The organism is Leptolyngbya sp. FACHB-711 (assembly GCF_014695615.1).
Lineage (GTDB): Bacteria > Cyanobacteriota > Cyanobacteriia > Elainellales > Elainellaceae > Leptolyngbya_A.
On sequence record NZ_JACJOR010000381.1, the window covers coordinates 1 to 17,238 of the forward strand.

At 50.4% G+C, this 17,238-nt stretch carries 8 protein-coding genes and 1 pseudogene; 6 read left to right on the forward strand and 3 right to left on the reverse strand.

The genetic code is table 11. The features are described from left to right. From H6F80_RS15965 to H6F80_RS15980, 4 genes and pseudogenes are all read left to right on the forward strand, one after another. A pseudogene (locus H6F80_RS15965) lies at positions 1-401 on the forward strand (hypothetical protein); the annotation flags it as partial. A 180-nt stretch (positions 402-581) separates the two neighbouring features. Beyond that, the gene (locus tag H6F80_RS15970; protein ID WP_190792516.1) at positions 582-1,877 is read left to right on the forward strand and encodes a VMAP-C domain-containing protein; all 1,296 of its coding nucleotides are present in this window, start codon (positions 582-584) and stop codon (positions 1,875-1,877) included. 42 nt (positions 1,878-1,919) lie between these two features. Beyond that, positions 1,920-2,957, forward strand: coding sequence for an AAA family ATPase (locus H6F80_RS15975; RefSeq protein ID WP_199296616.1), 1,038 nt, complete (start codon positions 1,920-1,922; stop codon positions 2,955-2,957). Continuing rightward, complete coding sequence (locus tag H6F80_RS15980; protein WP_190792517.1) at positions 2,954-7,534, forward strand: AAA-like domain-containing protein; 4,581 nt, start codon at positions 2,954-2,956, stop codon at positions 7,532-7,534. The genes H6F80_RS15975 and H6F80_RS15980 overlap by 4 nt, the downstream gene beginning before the upstream one ends. Before the next feature lie 64 nt (positions 7,535-7,598). Here the strand turns inward: H6F80_RS15980 and H6F80_RS15985 are convergent, their stop codons facing one another. Continuing rightward, complete coding sequence (locus H6F80_RS15985; RefSeq protein ID WP_199296617.1) at positions 7,599-8,723, reverse strand: CHAT domain-containing protein; 1,125 nt, start codon at positions 8,721-8,723, stop codon at positions 7,599-7,601. 112 nt (positions 8,724-8,835) lie between these two features. Next, entirely contained in the window at positions 8,836-12,459 is a 3,624-nt protein-coding gene (locus H6F80_RS15990; protein ID WP_190792518.1) for a WD40 domain-containing protein, read from the reverse strand. A 641-nt stretch (positions 12,460-13,100) separates the two neighbouring features. On the opposite strand from H6F80_RS15990, the gene H6F80_RS15995 reads away from it, so the two are divergent. Beyond that, on the forward strand, positions 13,101-13,637 hold the full coding sequence (locus tag H6F80_RS15995; RefSeq protein WP_190792519.1) for a DUF1036 domain-containing protein: 537 nt from the start codon (positions 13,101-13,103) through the stop codon (positions 13,635-13,637). A 156-nt stretch (positions 13,638-13,793) separates the two neighbouring features. Beyond that, positions 13,794-14,324, forward strand: a complete 531-nt coding sequence (locus H6F80_RS16000) for a DUF1036 domain-containing protein (RefSeq protein ID WP_190792520.1) — start codon at positions 13,794-13,796, stop codon at positions 14,322-14,324. A gap of 85 nt (positions 14,325-14,409) precedes the next feature. On the opposite strand, the gene H6F80_RS16005 is transcribed toward H6F80_RS16000, so the two are convergent. Then, positions 14,410-17,238, reverse strand: a 2,829-nt coding sequence (locus tag H6F80_RS16005; RefSeq protein WP_190792521.1) for a WD40 domain-containing protein, incomplete at its 5' end; no start/stop codon positions are given.

Consider the following 17,238-nt stretch of genomic DNA (forward strand, 5'->3'; position numbering starts at 1 on the left):
CGAACAACTGGACTGGCTTACAACACCGTTGTGAGCATTATCAGAGCTGCGAGTCAAAAAGCACAACTGATCCACAACCAAGTGGTGCAAGCCGTCGAAACCCAAGCGGATACGAACGGGTTTTACCCGATGAGATCCAACATCATATTGGCAAAGATAGAACGCAGCGATTAGAGCGCACCAATGGAATTCTGCGGCAACAAACCGGACGATGGCATCGACGACAGAATAAGTTTGGCAAGGTGTGGAAACAAACGAAAGTGACGACACGGTTAGTCGTCGGTTACTTCAACTGGATTTGGCAACACAGTCGCTTCAAATCCACTGCTGCTCAACGAGCGGGATTAACAACTCGGTCGTGGAATTGGTACGACATTGCCACCTATCCCACATTAATTTAATGCACTACCAAAACGACGAGCCACTTACGCCAATTCATAATTTGTTTGAAGTGGTGAGAACCCAATTTTTCCTGCTGCATGGAATGGTTTGACAAAGAAAGGATAAAAGACTGTTGAGCAAACTAAGATTCATGGAGGACTGGACGAGCCGATCGGGGGGCGGGTTAGGATAGGGGTACTATGGATGAAGCAAAACTGGACGCCCGATCGTCTCAAGGATTGGTTAATCGTGCCGAAATGGTCGATCAGCAGTTTGGCGATCGGCAGGATGTTGACACCCAGGGAGGCGATGCGGCAGGGCGCGATATTCACAAATCCACAATCATCAATATCATTGTGCCCAATGGGGAGAGCGGCTCCTCGCAGCGGGTTATTCAGGAACTTCTGCAAATTTTAGGGCGATCGGATAGTGTCGAAAGTATAGGCAAAGCCTACCGCAGCTCTCTGCCGCCCGATTCTCAAGTATCGCGTCCCAGAACGGATAGTTCTGAAGAGATCGTGACTCAGCTTCAAGAATTTGGCAAACTGTCGGAGTTTGTCGGACGGCTAGTGCAGGATCAAAATTTGCCTCAGTCCAGCCGTGAGCAGTTAGAAAAGCTGATGCCGCAGCCTAATCCGCCTGCCCCCGTACAAACGACCCAGGAGCTTCAGTCCTATCTGTTGGTCGTGCTTGAACCTGATCCCGGAACCGATCGCTTTTTTGCGAATGCTTGGTTGGTTCCAGATGACACCGTTCAAGATCCGCTCACTCGCTTTGTACAGCTTGATCTGGCAGAAGACCAGAAAGGAAAATCCTGCTCGCTGGATCAAGTTTCGGAAGTGATTGGGGAATTTTTAATTCAGAGTGAGGACTATTTATTTGACCGAGCAGATTACTATAACCTAACGATCGAGGTGTTTCTGCCGCGCGATTATTTAACCACGGGGGTCGAGTTCTGGGAAATTCTTGACCCGGTGGATGATACGCCACTCCCCATTGGCACCAAGTATTCCGTTTTAGTCCGATCGCATGAACGCACCCAGCGCAAGTATTTACGGCTGTATCGCAAGCAGTGGCGGACTCAGTGGGATCGGGTAAAACAAAGCCTTGCCGCAATTCCAAGCTGTGAGATGTTTGAGCACCTCGATCGCCTGGAAGCCTTTAACGAGAAGATACTCACAACTAGCTTGCAAACGAAATTGGGGTTGAAGCTGACCTGCTCACCCAATGCAAAACACAAAGAATTCTTCACATCACTTTTGAAAGCAGCCGTCCCGATCGCAATCTGGTCTCGATGCAGTCTCCCCGATCTGGCAGCCGAAATCGATACGTTGCTGACCAGTGGTTCATTGATGGAACTGCTCGAGCGCATCCGGCAAAAACGCTGGGAAGCTCCAAGCGACTGCGAACATCATCTGGGACATCATCTCACTATTTTATGGGAAGACCTCGATCGATTACCGCCGCTCACCGAATTGCAGCAGCCAGGACAGTAGAACTTGTAATTTGAGAACCTGTAATTTGAATAGGGATAGCGCATGGATTCTGTGAACGATTGGCGAATATTTCAGGGCACGGGGCAACCCCACGATGGAATTGACCAGTTGCCCGACCCCCCAAGCTGGCGACAGTTTGGTCATAAGGCTGAGATCCCAGAGTCCGCGTTTATTGCTGCCCAGAATTATGATGCAACCCGAACGATCCTACGGGGACAGTCTTTTCGCATTTCTGCTGACCAGTCCGATTTGGTCAATGTGGTGAACGCCGCCCTTTATCTGAGACGACCATTGCTGATTACGGGTAAACCGGGAACCGGAAAAACGTCGCTGGCGTATGCGGTCGCCCATGAGTTGAAGTTGGGTCCGGTACTGCTGTGGTCCATTACAGCACGATCGACGCTTCAGGAAGGACTGTATCGCTATGATGCGATCGCCCGATTACAGGAGGCACAGATGAAGCTGAGCCGCCAGGAAGTCCCCCAGGGAGAAGCCAATCAAGATATTGGGCGGTACATTCAGCTCGGTCCGGTGGGCACTGCACTGCTGCCTTCGCGTCGTCCGCGCGTGTTGCTGATTGATGAGGTGGATAAAAGCGATATCAATTTGCCGAACGATTTGCTGAATCTATTTGAGGAAGGGGAATATGAAATCCCGGAACTGGCACGGCTGGCACAGCAAGTTGAAACGGTGAAGGTTCGCACCTATGATGGGGCAGAGGCACAGGTGACGGCAGGGCTGGTACGCTGCTATGCCTTCCCGCTGATTATTCTGACCAGCAACGGTGAACGGGATTTTCCGCCTGCGTTCTTGAGACGCTGTTTGCGGTTAACAATTCAAGATCCGGATAAATCTGCACTCACGGAAATCGTTCGGGCGCACTTAGGAGAGTCAGTTTTGGAAAAGGCGGAACCGCTGATCGCGCAGTTTGTGTCAAAGCGGCAGGAAGGCGATTTGGCACCGGATCAGTTGCTTAACGCGGTGTATCTGGTGACGCGAAAGTTGAGTCCAACAGAGACTGACCAGAGTAAGCTGATGGATCTGTTGCTGAAGTATCTGAGCAGCACTGAGGACCGATGATTAACGCCCTGATTGCGGCACTGGGACTGGAACTGGATCTCTCGGCAGACGAAATTGTCGATGTGATTTGGCTGGCAACGCAGATGCAGCGATCGGCTCCCCTCCTAAATCCCGTTAGTATCCTAGAACAGCAAGTCCAACCATCGCAACCCCCGTCCTTACCCAAAGAAAAGCCTGCTATTCCGCCTAAACGCCCAACTGAACCAAAGCCTCAAGAACCGCAGGCAGAAATCGTGCCTCAGGGATTGCGCAGTGGCACTTCTACCGGAGCGCAGGAATTAGCGTTCCGGATTCCCGATGTCCGATCGCTGCGAGAACCCTTAGCCCTGGCACGATCGCTCCGTCCTTTGCTGCGCCGCATTGCCTCTGGTCACAGTACGGTCTTGGATGAGGCAGCAACAATTCAACGCATTGTGGAGGAACAGCTCTGGATTCCGGTACTGCAACCTTCGCTGGAACCCTGGCTGGACTTGGCACTGGTGGTAGACGAAAGCGACTCGATGCTGATTTGGCGGCGCACGGTCACGGAGCTTCAGCGGTTGCTGGAAAACTATGGCGTATTTCGCACGGTACGGGTCTGGAGTTTGGTGGACGTAGACCATTCTGTCCAAATTCGTCCGGGGTTTGGGATATCTGCTCGTCGTCAGCGAAGCCGCAGTCCGAGTGAGTTGATCGATCCGAACGGACGGTGTCTGGTGCTGGTGGTGAGTGATTGCGTGTCTCCAATGTGGCAGTCGGGACAGGTAATGCCTGCGCTGAGAGCCTGGTCGCAATGTGGGGCAATGGCGATCGTGCAAATGCTTCCTGAATGGCTGTGGCGACGGACGGCTCTGGGATTGGCAACGGCAGTGCAGCTTCAGTCTTTGGTTCCGGGTGTACCGAATCAGCAGTTGATTGTTCGTGCCAGTGAAGCCTGGGATGAATCCGATCTGGAAATAGGCATTAAAGTCCCGGTAATCACGCTGGAGCCGGAGCTATTTGCAAGCTGGACACAGGTGGTTGCAGGGAAGGGCGGGGTTTGGACGCCAGGGGTGGTGTTTGAGCCAACGTTTGCAGAAGGGGAAGAGGATGAGCTTGCAATCGCCGATCTGACTGGGCAACAGCGAGTCCAGCGATTTCGGCTGATGGCTTCTCCGATGGCGCGACGGTTGGCAGGGCTGCTGGCTGCGGCTCCGGTGATTAGTTTGCCGATCGTCCGGATTGTGCAGGATCGGCTGCTACAGGAATCGCGGCAGGTGCATGTGGCAGAGGTGTTTTTGGGCGGTCTGCTGAAGCCCTTAACGACAATTACGCCAGAGGTCAATCCTGACCAGGTGCAGTATGACTTTTTTGACAGCGTGCGGGAGGTACTGCTGGAGTCAATTCCCATCCCGGATTCGGTGGATGTGTTGGATGCGGTGTCGAGGTTTGTGGCAAGTCGGCTAGGTCTATCGCTAGAAGCGTTTGCGGCAGTGTTGAGAAGTCCGCAGCAGGTGCGATCGGATGAGATGGCAGGGCAGATGCGTCCGTTTGCCAGGGTGACGGCGCAAGTATTGAAGCGATTGGGCGGGGATTATGCCCAGTTTGCGGCAGAGCTGGAAGGGGCGGTCGAGGGGAGTGAAGCAGGACAGGTTGCAAGTCCTCAAGCTGATTTTGCTTACTACGTCGGGGGCACTTTGCCTGTAGACGCTGCCTCTTATGTGTCGCGCCAAGCTGACGAAGACCTTTTTGCCGGACTTCAAGCAGGACATCTCTGCTACATTTTCAACACTCACCACATGGGAAAATCCAGTCTGCGCGTCCGTACAATCCAAAGACTGCAAGAGGCTGGATTCTCCTGTGCCGTGATCGATCTTACTGAAATCGGTGACAGAGAAACGACCGCTGAGCAGTGGTATTTCGGCATTCTCAACCAAGTCAGTAACAGCTTCGAGCTATACGATCGATTTGATTTAGAAACCTGGTGGGAGCATCATCATCGGCTTTCTCATGTGCAGCGGTTTAGCTTATTTTTTGAAGAAATTCTGCTGAAGTCGATCGCCGGAAACATCGTCATCTTCTGGGAAGAAATTGACAGCGTTTTCAGCCTCGCCTTTGAAACCGATAGCTTCTTTGCAGTGCTCCGCAATTGTTTCGACAAGCGCGCCATCAATCCGAAGTACTTTCGTCTCACCTTTGCGCTGGTCGGTGTTGCAACTCCCACTGATTTGATCCGGGATCGCCAGCAGTCTCCGTTCAACGTGGGGCAGGGCATTGAGCTAGGTGGGTTAGAACTTGCTCGTAGTCAACACTTGTTGAGTGGACTTGCCAGCAAAACCAGTCAACCCGAAGCAGTTTTGCAAGCTGTCTTTCACTGGACGGGTGGACAGCCTTTTCTCACTCAAAAACTCTGTCGCCTCATTCTCACCGCCGATGCCATTCCAGCAGGGCAGGAAGCTGCATGGGTCGATCGCCTCGTTCAGGAGAAAGTAATTCGCCACTGGGAAACTCAGGACGACCCACCTCACTTTAAACCGATCGCCAATCGCATTCTTCGGAATGAACAGCGAGTCGGGCGACTGCTAGGTCTATATCAACGTATCCTGCAATCGCCTTTTGCTCAGGACGGACTTCCCGAAGGCGTTCTCTTGGACGACAGCAGCGAACAAGTCGAACTGCGTCTCTCTGGTCTGGTTGTGAAACGAGACCGCCGACTGCGAATCTACAACCGCCTCTACAGCTTAATTTTTGACCAGAACTGGGTCGATCGCCAGTTTGCCAAACTTCGTCCTTACGCGGAGGCTTTTACAGCATGGGTGCAATCAGACTATCAAGATGAATCACAGTTGCTTAGAGGAGAGATACTTCAAGGAGCGTTAGCGTGGGCAAACAATAAGAATTTAAGTGACGTGGACTATCGGTTTTTAATGGCAAGCCAGGAAATCGATCGGCGAGAAGTTGAGCAGGCACGACAGACCTCACGAACAAAAAAGAAAGTAGTTCTCATCCTTGCTGCCAATCCCCAAAACTCGACCCGACTGCTGCTCGATCGTGAAGTCCGGGAGATTGATGACCAATTGCAGCGCTCGCGCTATAGGAGTCAGTTTAAGCTGGAGCAACTCTGGGCAGTACAACCGCGAGACTTGCAAAGGGTAATGCTGGAAGTGCGACCGCAGATTGTGCATTTCTCAGGTCATGGTGGTGACGATATAGGCTTGGCGCTTGAGGATGCGATGGGGCAGATGGCACTGGTAAGTTCAGAGGCAATTTCTGCCCTATTTGAACTATTTGTTGATTCAGTTGAGTGCGTTTTGCTCAATGCTTGCTACTCTGAAGTACAGGCGAATGCGATCGCTCAACACATTCCCTATGTCATTGGTATTTCCAATGCGATTGAGGACGGAGCAGCCAGAGCCTTCACCATTAGCTTCTATAGCGCATTAGGAGCAGGCGAGGATTTTGAGCGTGCTTATAAGTTTGGCTGCAACAGCATTCAAATGGAAGGGTTTTTAGATACGCCCATGCCAATTTTGAGGCGCAAAGGCAATCAGTCCGCTGATCCCAGTGTATCAGGAGAATCGGCAATCGCTTCCCCAGCACCATCACTCCAACTCGAATTTTCTGGGAATGCTGTTCCTGTAGACTCACCGTTTTATATCACACGCTCCTCGATCGAATCTCGCTGTTACGAAGAAATCCTAAAGCCAGGTGCATTAATCCGGATCAAGGCTCCCGGTTATATGGGTAAAACCTCGCTGTTACTCAGAATTCTTGATCATGCAAAACAGTATCAGTGCCGGACTGTTTATCTAAACTTTCAGCTTGCTGACTCAGCAGATTTAGCGAATCTCGATCGATTCTTACAGTGGTTCTGCGCCAGCATTGCTAATGCGCTCGATATACCCGATCGTCTCGACGAGCTATGGCGAGGCATATCAGGAGCGAAGAATAACTGTTCAAATTACTTTCAGCGATACCTGCTGACTGAATCAAATAATCCAATTGTTCTGGGAATCGATCACTTTGATGTGATCTTTAGTGACTCCAGTATTGCCCAGGAGTTGTTTAGCTTATTGCGATCGTGGCATGAAAGAAGTAAGTCTGAAAAGATCTGGCAAAGATTTCGCCTCATTATTTCCCATGTTCACGAAGCCTATCCCCTGGATATCAATCGTTCCCCCTTCAATGTTGGCTTGCCGATCGAACTGCCTTTCTTCACCTTTAGTCAGGTAAAGGAATTAGTCCAGCGACATCAACTGGATTGGGACACAAAACAGATTGAGCGACTAAGAAGCTATGTCGGTGGGCATCCTTTCCTGGTTCAGAAAGCGCTTTATACCATTGTCCGTCAACAGCTATCCCTAGAAGAACTGCTGCGAACGGCTGCTACGGACGAAGGAATATACGGTGACTTTCTGCGGGTTCGTTTGATGAACGTCACACAAGACTCAGCTCTGCGATCAGCAATGCGGCGCATTGTTTCTGTCAATCAGCCGGTTGAAATCGATCGGACAGCGGCAACCCGGCTTAAAAATATGGGACTGATTGAGCTGATAAGCAATACAACTGCCGTTCCGCTCTGTGAGCTGTATCGGCAATATTTCCGCAATCGTCTCTGAGAAGATTTGAGACGTGTGAATGTTGTGTTGTAACCTCAGAGTATCTTTTGATGATCACCCGCACTCACATCTGCTGAAGCATTCCCATGACATCCTGCAATTCCGGATACTTCTTCGTCAATCCCTCGATCGATCGCCTCACCTCCCCCAACTTCGCCCCACGCCGCTCCTGCTTTCCTTCCTGTTCTGCCTTCATAGCTGCCCCTAGCGTTGACCCGATCGAGCGCAAATCATCTGCGAGATCATCATCGCCCCGATTCTCGGCCTGTTCCGCAAGCTGTGCGAGTTGGTCAGCAATGGTTTGGAGAGAAACCGTATCCAGACGAGTGGAGCGGTCGCCCTTGTAAAGATCTCGTCCAGCATAGTCACCGCCGCCAGTATTAATTGTCGTTTGGTTGCCGAAGTGCTGGGTAACAGGAGCCGAGGCGTTATTGATAAAGCCCTGAGAATTTTGGGCGTTAATAGTTGAGGGGCGATTGCTTTCCGGCTTTTCAGGAGAGGAATCTTTTTTTGGAGCGGGTTGAGCGGATTGGCTCTCAGATTGCAGAAGAGCAATTGGCTCAGTTTGAGTTTGGGTTTCAGGTTGAGGCACTAGGATCAGTTTGCGGCTGACGTTCTCGTCTTCGATTTCGGGTTTAATCTGCGGTTTGTTAGACTCCGGGATGTTTTTGAGATCAAGCGAGGCACAGCCAATCTCAAAGGCATCTCTGATCGATCGCCCTGCCCCTAGAGTCGCATAAAAGCCTTTGGCAAATTCAATTGCAGCTCGATCGCCGATCGCCTGATTCATCCCAATAACGTAGTGGATGTGCCGATGAATTGCCGCAGCCTGAACTTCGGAATAGCAGGCGTTGAGCAGCACACATTCCACCGTATTGGAAAAGGATTTGAACAGTCGAGCCAGCGCCTCAGTGTCCACGAGTGCCTGATTCCCCCGATCGTCCTCTAGCACAAGTCCCGGTTGACCAACGCCATGTCCTGAGAAATGAACGATTTGGGGCGCGTAGTGCAGCAGCTCATCCCGCACATCGTCCACGCGAACTGCCTGCTTTGAAATTAGCTCGAAGCGATCGCGATAGTTTGCTTTTCTCAGCTTGTCTTCGATTTCCCGAATTTCTTCATCAAGACGCAGATGACGGCTATCCTTGGGATTGGCAGCCAGCAACAGGATTTTGATTTTTTCTGACACAGAACTTTCGACCTTTTGAGGATAGGGGATGACGGCTAGACAACAGATTGGCACGAGAAACTGGTTGCTTCGCAGTTCCCCGAAAGGGTAATCGCTGCTCCAATTCTAAAAGCTATTTGCAAAAGGGTTGCTCCCGACGCTGTTCGGGGTTCGTTTTGCGATAGTCCTGAATTTGTTCACAGCCCTGTTTCACCAGTTCATTCAAGTTCAATCCTTCGACGTCCCAAACTTTCACCGTTTGATCAAAACTGGCAGAGACGATCGTTTTCCCATCGGGCGCAAAGCTAATGCCCTTCACCTGATCCGTGTGTCCAATTAGCGTGCGGATACTGATATCTTGTTCGATTGCTGATTGCCCGTTTGAGCCGGATTGTTTCAGCCGAGCGATCGTCGCTTGATCGACCTTCCAGAACTTCACGGTTCTGTCTTCGCTGGCAGAAGCAAGCAGTTGACCGTTCGGGCTGAACTGAACCCGCCATACTGCCTGCTGGTGTCCAGAGAATACAGCAAAGCGTTGACCTTTTCGATCCCACAGCCGAACTTTGCCGTCTTCGCTGCCCGTGGCGATCGTTTGTCCATTGGGGCTGAACGTAACGCTCAAGACTTCGACACTCTGGCTGGGCAGCGTCATCAGCAGGTTGCCTTCGATCGACCACAGGTTCACGGACCCGTCGGTGCTGGCGGTTGCCACAGTTTGGCTATCCGGACTGAACGCAATGCCCCAGATGCGCCCCTTTGGATGTGCCGGGATTCCAGAGCGCAATGAGCCATCGGCATTCCACAGTCGTAGCTGTCCTTCGATATCGCCTGCGGCAATCAGTTTGCCGTCCGGACTGAAACGAACTGTTAGATAATCACGTTGAGTGAAGCCCGGACAGTTCGCGACCGCACAGGGTAACAGAACCCGATTGCTACCATTGCTCAGATTCCACAGCCTCACAGTACTGTCGGCGCTTGCCGAAGCCAGCTGTTGACCGTCTGGACTGAAGCTGAGCGAGAAGATGGTATTGCTGTGCCCCTTCAGCTCTTTGAGCTTACGATCACCCCCTTGCCACAGGAAAATTGAACTGGCAGGGTATCCGCCTCCGGCTGCTGCAATACTTTGACCGTCAGGACTATATTGACTTGTCCACAACTGCGACTGTCCTGCCAGTGCGTCTACCGGATCACCCTGCAAATCCCATAGTCTAACCGTTCTGTCCCAACTCCCTGATACGAGCGTTTGACGATTGAGGTCGATCGCAAGGTCTGCGATGACATTCGTGTGTCCTTGCAGCGTGTTTAGCAGTACCACATCAATGCCCTTCGGTTTCGCATGAATCTGCCATAGCCGGATACGAGAGTCATCTGATGCCGAAACAAGGATATTGTCATCCTGGCTAAACACTAGGGATTGAATTGGCTGGTCATGCGCCTTCAGCTCGAACGTCGGCCTATTATCCGGCGTCTTGAGATTCCAGAATTTGAGCACCCCAAAGCGATCGCTTGCTATGAGAACAGCATGACGCGCATCAAACTGAAGATCGGTGGCTAGAACACTGTTGTCGATCGTTCTCAGCAGCGTTCCTTCCAGGTTCCACAGGCGAATCTTTGCATCTTCTCCAGCTGTTGCGATTGTTTGTCCATCAGGGCTGAAACGAACGGCAGAAACCAGAGCACTTTCTTGATCAGGCTTGAAGCGTAGAGGAGCAGTAGTCGGGCGATCGAGGTTCCAGACAAGCACATTGCCGGTGCTTTCGCCGGAAACTAACCGCCGACCATCCGGGCTAATGCTGAGACTCGTAATTGGCTTCTGGCTGCCCACCAAGCTTGCCAACAGCTCACCCTTGAGATTCCACCGCTTGATCGTCTGGTCGGCACCGGCAGAAATGAGCGTTTGACCATCCGGGCTGAAGACGAGGCTGGCGATTTCTCCCTCGTGTCTTGGCTGAGTCGAATCGAAGGTCGTAACCGGAGTGCCATCAGGCTGCCAGAGTCGAATCGTTCGGTTAGCACTGGCTGAGGCAATCAGTCCATCTCTGTTCACGCTGACTGCCATAACCCGCGCCTGGTGTCCTTCCAGGCGGTTGAACTCCCGCAGGTTATAGACTGCCTGTTGCAGGGCTAAGCGCACATCGTTTTGAATTGTTCTATCCGTGCCAGGGAGTTCTGCTAGCCCCTGTGCGGCTCTCAGTGCCATCACCAGTGCATCTAGCCCCTGATTGGAGACGAATTTGCCCTGCGATAAGGCAGCAGAGGAACGAATGTCGCTTTGCTTTGCCTGCCGAGAGTAGCCAAACGCGGTCAGTGCCAGGAGTGCGGAGAAGGCGATCGTGGAGCAGAGAATGATATTGCTAATTCGAATTCGACGCTGTGCCTTGCGAGCAGCATTTTCCAGGATTTGATTTGCCTGTTTTTGGGCTTCCAGAGCAGTACGGGTTTGTTCAGCTTCGATCGCCTGCTGTATTTCCCGCTGTTTCAATTCCTCGCTGGCAGCCAGAAAACGGTAATTCTCGGCATCCAGCTTTTTACCCCTGATCCAGAGCTGGGCATCCTGCAACGCTTTTCCGCGCAGGAGCCGTGAATCGTCCCGATAGCCGGAGTCGATCCAGGCTTTTAGGGAGCCACTGTAGGGACATAACGCTGCTAACTCGCGATCGAGCCAGTCTTGGTTAAAAACGGCGGAATAGATCGGATTATACACCTGGAGGAATTCACCGCGACGGGCAACCAGTCCAGTCAAGCGCAAATCGAGTTGTTCTTTACTACCGTCTACCCGAAGTCCCTCAGGGCGAAGCACCTGCTGATAAAGATCCAACAAATACCCAATTTTGTCGCCGCTATAAAGCAAGACGCGATCCTGGATCGTTCTCAGATGGGAAGGCTCGTCCTGCGATGCCCAGTGATCAATGATTTTGGTTTGAACCAGATGGTCCAGCCATTCTGCTTCCTGTCCAAGTGGGATAACCGCATCCGTTGCGCAAACGAGCTGACAGAGTTTTTGGGTGAGAAAGGGCTGTCCGCCCGTCCAATTGAGGATATGGTGCAGCAGTTTCTCAGGATGATCGCTTTTTGCGGCAAGACCAGGAAGCAAGGGCTGGCTTTCCTCAAACGTAAAACTGGTGAGCGCAATGCCTCGACCGATATTAAAGGGGGTGCGTCGTTTGTCCTGAATCAGCGTTGTAGGGCTGGCAACGCCCAGTAACGTAAACGTGATACGGCGAAAGTCAGGACGGTCAGCACGGTTGTTATAGCAGTCGCGAATGACCGCAAAGAAGTCGTCAATATTGAACGGGAGGCTGAGAACGCTATCAATTTCATCAATAAAAATGACAGTGGGCTGCGAAATTAGTTTGAGCAGGACATCTTCAATAAAGCGAATAAATCGTTGCACATGAGACAGCAAACTCAGGCTCGCCCACCATTCCTCTAAGTCGAAGCGATCGTATAGCTCCAAACTGCTGGCAATGCTGTCGATCATGCCCGCATACCACTGCTCCTGAGTGATATCACTGGTGCCAATGCTGGTGATGTCGATCGCCACACAGACAATGCCTTCTTCCTGCAATCGCTGCATGACTCGCACGCGCAAGCTGGATTTTCCCACCTGACGGGAAGAAAGAACGTAACAAAACTCCCCTGCCTTTAGCCCCTGATACAAATCCTCGTCAGCCTGTCGCTGCACATAGGTTAGCGCGTCGATCGGCAGACTGCCACCGGCTTGATAGCTGTAAGTAGAAGAGGACGCTGCTTTCATACACAGTTCTGAAAACAATTACCGGAAATTAAAACTAACTTCACAATAGACAGCTAATCAATTCAAGTAACTAATCTTAGCAAGTCTAAAACCCTCAGAAGTCGTTCTGCACGTGAAGATTACAAAAAAACTTAATTATCCTAAAACACTCCTTCTGGATAAACTATATTTAACTGCTTTATATGCTGTCGAGTCCCAAGATTTCCGGTAAAGACACCAAAGCTAATTCTCAGTCTTAAATAGCTGTTAAATCCTGCGATCGCTATTGCGTTACGTTACTACAGTGCATCGAATTGGGTTGGTGAATGAACTTATGTTTCTATAATCTCTAAATCTCCAGAATCACGAAAGCAAAGCTGTTTGGTTTAGTAGATTGGATGGATCAACAACTTCCGGCTCGGATTCACATGGAAAGCATTTCAGCTGGTGATTGGCCGTGTAGCCATTTGCATTGCAGGTAGCAACTCCACACACGCCGTAGTCTAAAATCTGGGTATGCGACAGCTCGCTTTGCTATTCCTAAGAACACGTTCAACCGCATTCTACACTTCAGGCATTTTTAGAGAGTTTGGAAGTATGCCCACCTCTAAAAGGCACAGTTTTTCAAACAGTTGTTTTTTGATTTAATTTCAGAGGTAAATATGATTACTCGAAAGGCAGCACTCACCTTTAGCTTAAATAGTTTAACAGTATTGGCATTATCAGCTTTTCTTTTTGGAAGTCAACAGCCAGCTAAAGCAGGTATTTGTGACTGGTTAGGAATATGTGGCAGTGAAGAATCAGGTTCTGAAACGCAATCACCAGGACCCTCTCGTTCGGCTCCTGCCAGTTCAACAACATTGAAACTTTGTAATAAGACTTCTAGTACGATCTATAGTGCCTATGCACATTGGGCGGGCAATGAAGGCTGGAAATCGCAGGGGTGGTACACAATTCAGGGAAATGGCTGCGCAAATCTTTCATTAGGCAGCTACTCAGGTGATGTCTATATTTATGCAACAGCTGCTAATGGAACTTATTCGGGCAGAGATGCAAACTTTTGTATACAACGTGGCAGTGCATTTACAATTCCAAGTAGCGATCGCTCAAGCTGCAACGGTTCAGGACAAACACGAGTTGGAATGTCAAGATTTAGGTTGAATCGCGGTGTAGCAAACACATACAACTTCAACCCCTAAACAATCTGCTCAATAGCCTTAAAGGGGGTGAAGGGGCAATGCTTCTGCCTGGAGCGAAGCCCCAAACCCCCTTTTTTTACCTTTATTTAGGTTGACTTACTTATCAAACATAGTCCTTCAAGCAGTTGTTCTTGAATTAAATTGCATGAGGAAGAAATGGTTACTCGAAAAGCAGCACTCACCTTTGGCTTAAGCAGCATAGCGGTATTGACATTGACAGCTTTTATTTTTGGAGAGCAACAGCCTGCTAAAGCAGATATATGCGATCGGTTTGACATTACCTGTCGCCCATCAAGCCCAGCACTAGGACGATCCGGGACTGCTCCTGCTAGCTCAACAACTTTAAGACTGTGTAATCAAACGCCAAGCACAGTCTATGCCGCCTATTCATTCTGGGCTGGGAATGAAGGCTGGAGATCGGCGGGATGGTATCAGATTCAAGGGCAGAACTGTAGTAACCTTTCACTGGGAAGCTACTCCGGTGATACCTATGTTTATGCAGAAGGAAGTAACGGAGGTCGTTGGAGCGGGAGAGACGCGAATTTTTGCATAACGCGTGGCAATGCATTTAACATTGCAAATAGCGATCGCTCAAGCTGCAACGATTCTGGACAGGCGCGGGTTGGGATGACAAGATTTAGGCTGAATCGCGGTGCAACAAACACATATAACTTCCGTGTTCAGTAGTCTTACCAGAGGGATGAAGGGACAAATGCCCCTGCTTGGGGCGAAGCCCGACACCCCTTTTTTTACCTTATTGGGGTTGACCTACTTACTGGCAGGGTTTATCAGGACTTTGATTCACTCTTGCATTCGTTGTTAGATAGTCATGCAACCAGGAACAACCCTGTTGCAGTAAATGATCTAAATTCAGGTTCCATTGGATCACCGTTCCCTCCTCATCAGTTGAAAACAATGATTGACCGTCTGGGCTGAATTGCACACTCATTACAGCACTCCGATGCCCTTTAAGGGCAATAATCTCTTGACCGTTCTCAGTCCAGAGTCTCACTGTTTTGTCGGCACCTGCTGAGGCAATGAGCTGATTGTCTGAACGAATTGCGACGCTATTCACAGCATCGATGTTTCCATTCAATTCCCTAAGAAATGTGCCATCGGGTTTCCAGAGTTTGACCGTTGTGTCACTGCTTGCAGAAGCAAAAAACTTGCCGTCTGAGCTGAAGCGCAACTCATTGACGTAATCGGTATGACCGTTCGGTAGACCTTCGATCGACTTTAGCAAGCGACCGTCGCGAGTCCAAAGTCGGATTGTATTGTCTTTGTCAGCGGATACCAAGGTTTGTCCATCAGGGCTAAAGCGGACGCTGTTGACTTCGAAGGCAAGTTCTTCGAACGTTTTAACCAAAGTACCGTCCAAGTTCCAGAGTTGGATCGTGCGATCGCCGCTGCCCGTCACAATTTGCTGACCATCTGGGGCAAAACTGACGCTAGAAACGGGACCGCTGTGTCCTGTTAGGGTTTTGAGTAGCGTTCCCTCTACCGTCCAGAGATGAGCAGTGTTGTCTTCGCTGCCCGTCACGATCATCCGACTATCAGGACTAAAACTGAGGCTAGTAATTTTTCCTGTATGTCCTTTCAGTGTTTTGAGTAGATTGCCCTGAATATCCCAAAGTTGGACAACTGGAATTTTAGAGATTTCCATTGGGTCAGGAGACTGAAGCTCCGAACTCGTAGCAATGATCCGACCGTTTGGGCTAACCTCCAACTTACTGCCGGAAAAGGGAGAAGCAGCGTCACCTGTAGTATTCCAAAGGATAATCAGATTGTCTACGCCAGCCGAAGCAAGCAATTTACCATCTGAGCTAAAACTGACGGCATTCACGCCATCGACGTGACCCTGAAAGGTTTGGAGCAGCGTTCCATCATTGCGCCAGAGTTTGACGGTTTGATCTTTACTACTGGAGGCAAGCATTTTTCCGTCATTGCTAAAGCGGACACTGTTCACCGAATCCGTATGTCCTGCTAACGTTGCAATCACCTTGCCGTTGCGATCCCACAGCTTGACAGTGTTATCTAGGCTTGCGGAAGCGATCGTTTGACCATCGGGACTAAAGCTAATATTGGCAATTTCATTGATATGTTCTTTTGAAGCAGCGTTGAATACTTTGAGAACTCGACCGTTAATATTCCACAACCGGATAGTTCTATCCTCACCCGCAGAGGCGAGCGTTTTACCATCGGAACTCCAGCGAACACTATTCACAGATCCCGTATGTCCCTTGAAGATTTTAATTTCTTTGCCATTCAAGGTCCATAATTTGATGATTCCGTCACTGCCGCCTGAGAGAATTGTTCTTCCATCCGGACTGAATTCAACACTATTGACAAACCCCTTGTGTCCGTTCAGTGTCCGAGGTTCCTTCCCGTCTAAATTCCATAACTTGATTTTTCCATCCCGGCTGGCTGATGCAATCAAGCGATTATCAGGGCTGAACGCAACGTCTGTCACAAAATCACCGTGACCTGCGTTCCTCCATAAAAGCGTACCGTCCCGCTTCCAGAGCCCAACCGTCCAATCTTCGCTGCCAGACGCAATTAATGTCCCGTCAGGACTGAAGCTCACGGCATCGACACTGTATTTATGTCCCTGAAGCTGATTACGTTGATGAATGTTGAGGAGGGTGGTCTGGATTCCAGCAGCAACACGGTTCTGCGTACCAGGATCTACAATTGCCAGGGAATTCTTCAGTTTTTGTCCAGCTCTCACACTTTCGACAAGGGCGTCTAGATCTTTGCCGTTTGCTTCAAGCGATTCGGTGCGATAACTTGAGGCAAGCAATTGCTCTTTAATGTTCAGTCGTCTTGCCGCTTGCCAACGGTCCAGGGCTGCTAGGGTTGAGCAGGTCAAAAGCGCCACAAAAGCAATTGTGATGCGATACCGGAGCTGGGCTTCTCTACGGCTTTTCTTCTCTTTCTCCAATTCGGCTGCGATTCTTGCCTGCTTTTCAGCTTCCAGGGTAACTTCGGCTTCTAGCCGATCCAGTTTTCGCGCCAACCTTTCAGCTTCTAGGGCTTTTTCGGCTTCCTGTTTGTCAATTTCCTGGCTTGCTGTTAAATAATGATAATCCTCATCGCTCAAACTCTTGCTAGCAGCCCAAGCCAACGCTTCCTGTAAGGCATTGCCGCGCAGCAACCGGGACTCGTCCTTCTCCTCAGAAGCAACCCAAGCTGTAAAGGATTCAGAGTAGGGTCGTAGCTTAGCAAGTTGGCGATTGACCCAGTTCTGGTCAAAAATCAGGCTGTAGAGGCAGTTGTAAATTCGCAGCCGGCTGTCCCGTTTCACAACCAGACCAGAAAGCCGCAGTTCGACTTGTTCGCTGCTGTCGTCTAGAGGAATACCTTCGGGAAATCCATCCTGGGGAGAAGTGGGCGACTGTAGAATTTGCTGGTAGAGACCCAACAGGCGACCGACTCGCTGTTCATTCCAGAGAATGCGATCGGCGATCGCCTTAAAATGGGGCGGGTCGTCCTGGGTTTCCCAGTTGCGAATCAGTTTCTCCTGAATCAGGCGATCGATCGCTTCAACTTCCTGTCCGGGTGAAATGGCAAAGTCAGTGGTTAGAATGAGGCGACAGAGCTT

What these genes read in the sequence shown, in the direction of transcription:
- H6F80_RS15970 (WP_190792516.1), top strand. Translation starts at nt 582, where the DNA reads ATGGATGAAGCAAAACTGGACGCCCGATCGTCTCAAGGATTGGTTAAT.
- H6F80_RS15975 (WP_199296616.1), top strand. Translation starts at nt 1,920, where the DNA reads ATGGATTCTGTGAACGATTGGCGAATATTTCAGGGCACGGGGCAACCC.
- H6F80_RS15980 (WP_190792517.1), top strand. Translation starts at nt 2,954, where the DNA reads ATGATTAACGCCCTGATTGCGGCACTGGGACTGGAACTGGATCTCTCG.
- H6F80_RS15990 (WP_190792518.1), bottom strand. Translation starts at nt 12,459, where the DNA reads ATGAAAGCAGCGTCCTCTTCTACTTACAGCTATCAAGCCGGTGGCAGT.
- H6F80_RS15995 (WP_190792519.1), top strand. Translation starts at nt 13,101, where the DNA reads ATGATTACTCGAAAGGCAGCACTCACCTTTAGCTTAAATAGTTTAACA.
- H6F80_RS16000 (WP_190792520.1), top strand. Translation starts at nt 13,794, where the DNA reads ATGGTTACTCGAAAAGCAGCACTCACCTTTGGCTTAAGCAGCATAGCG.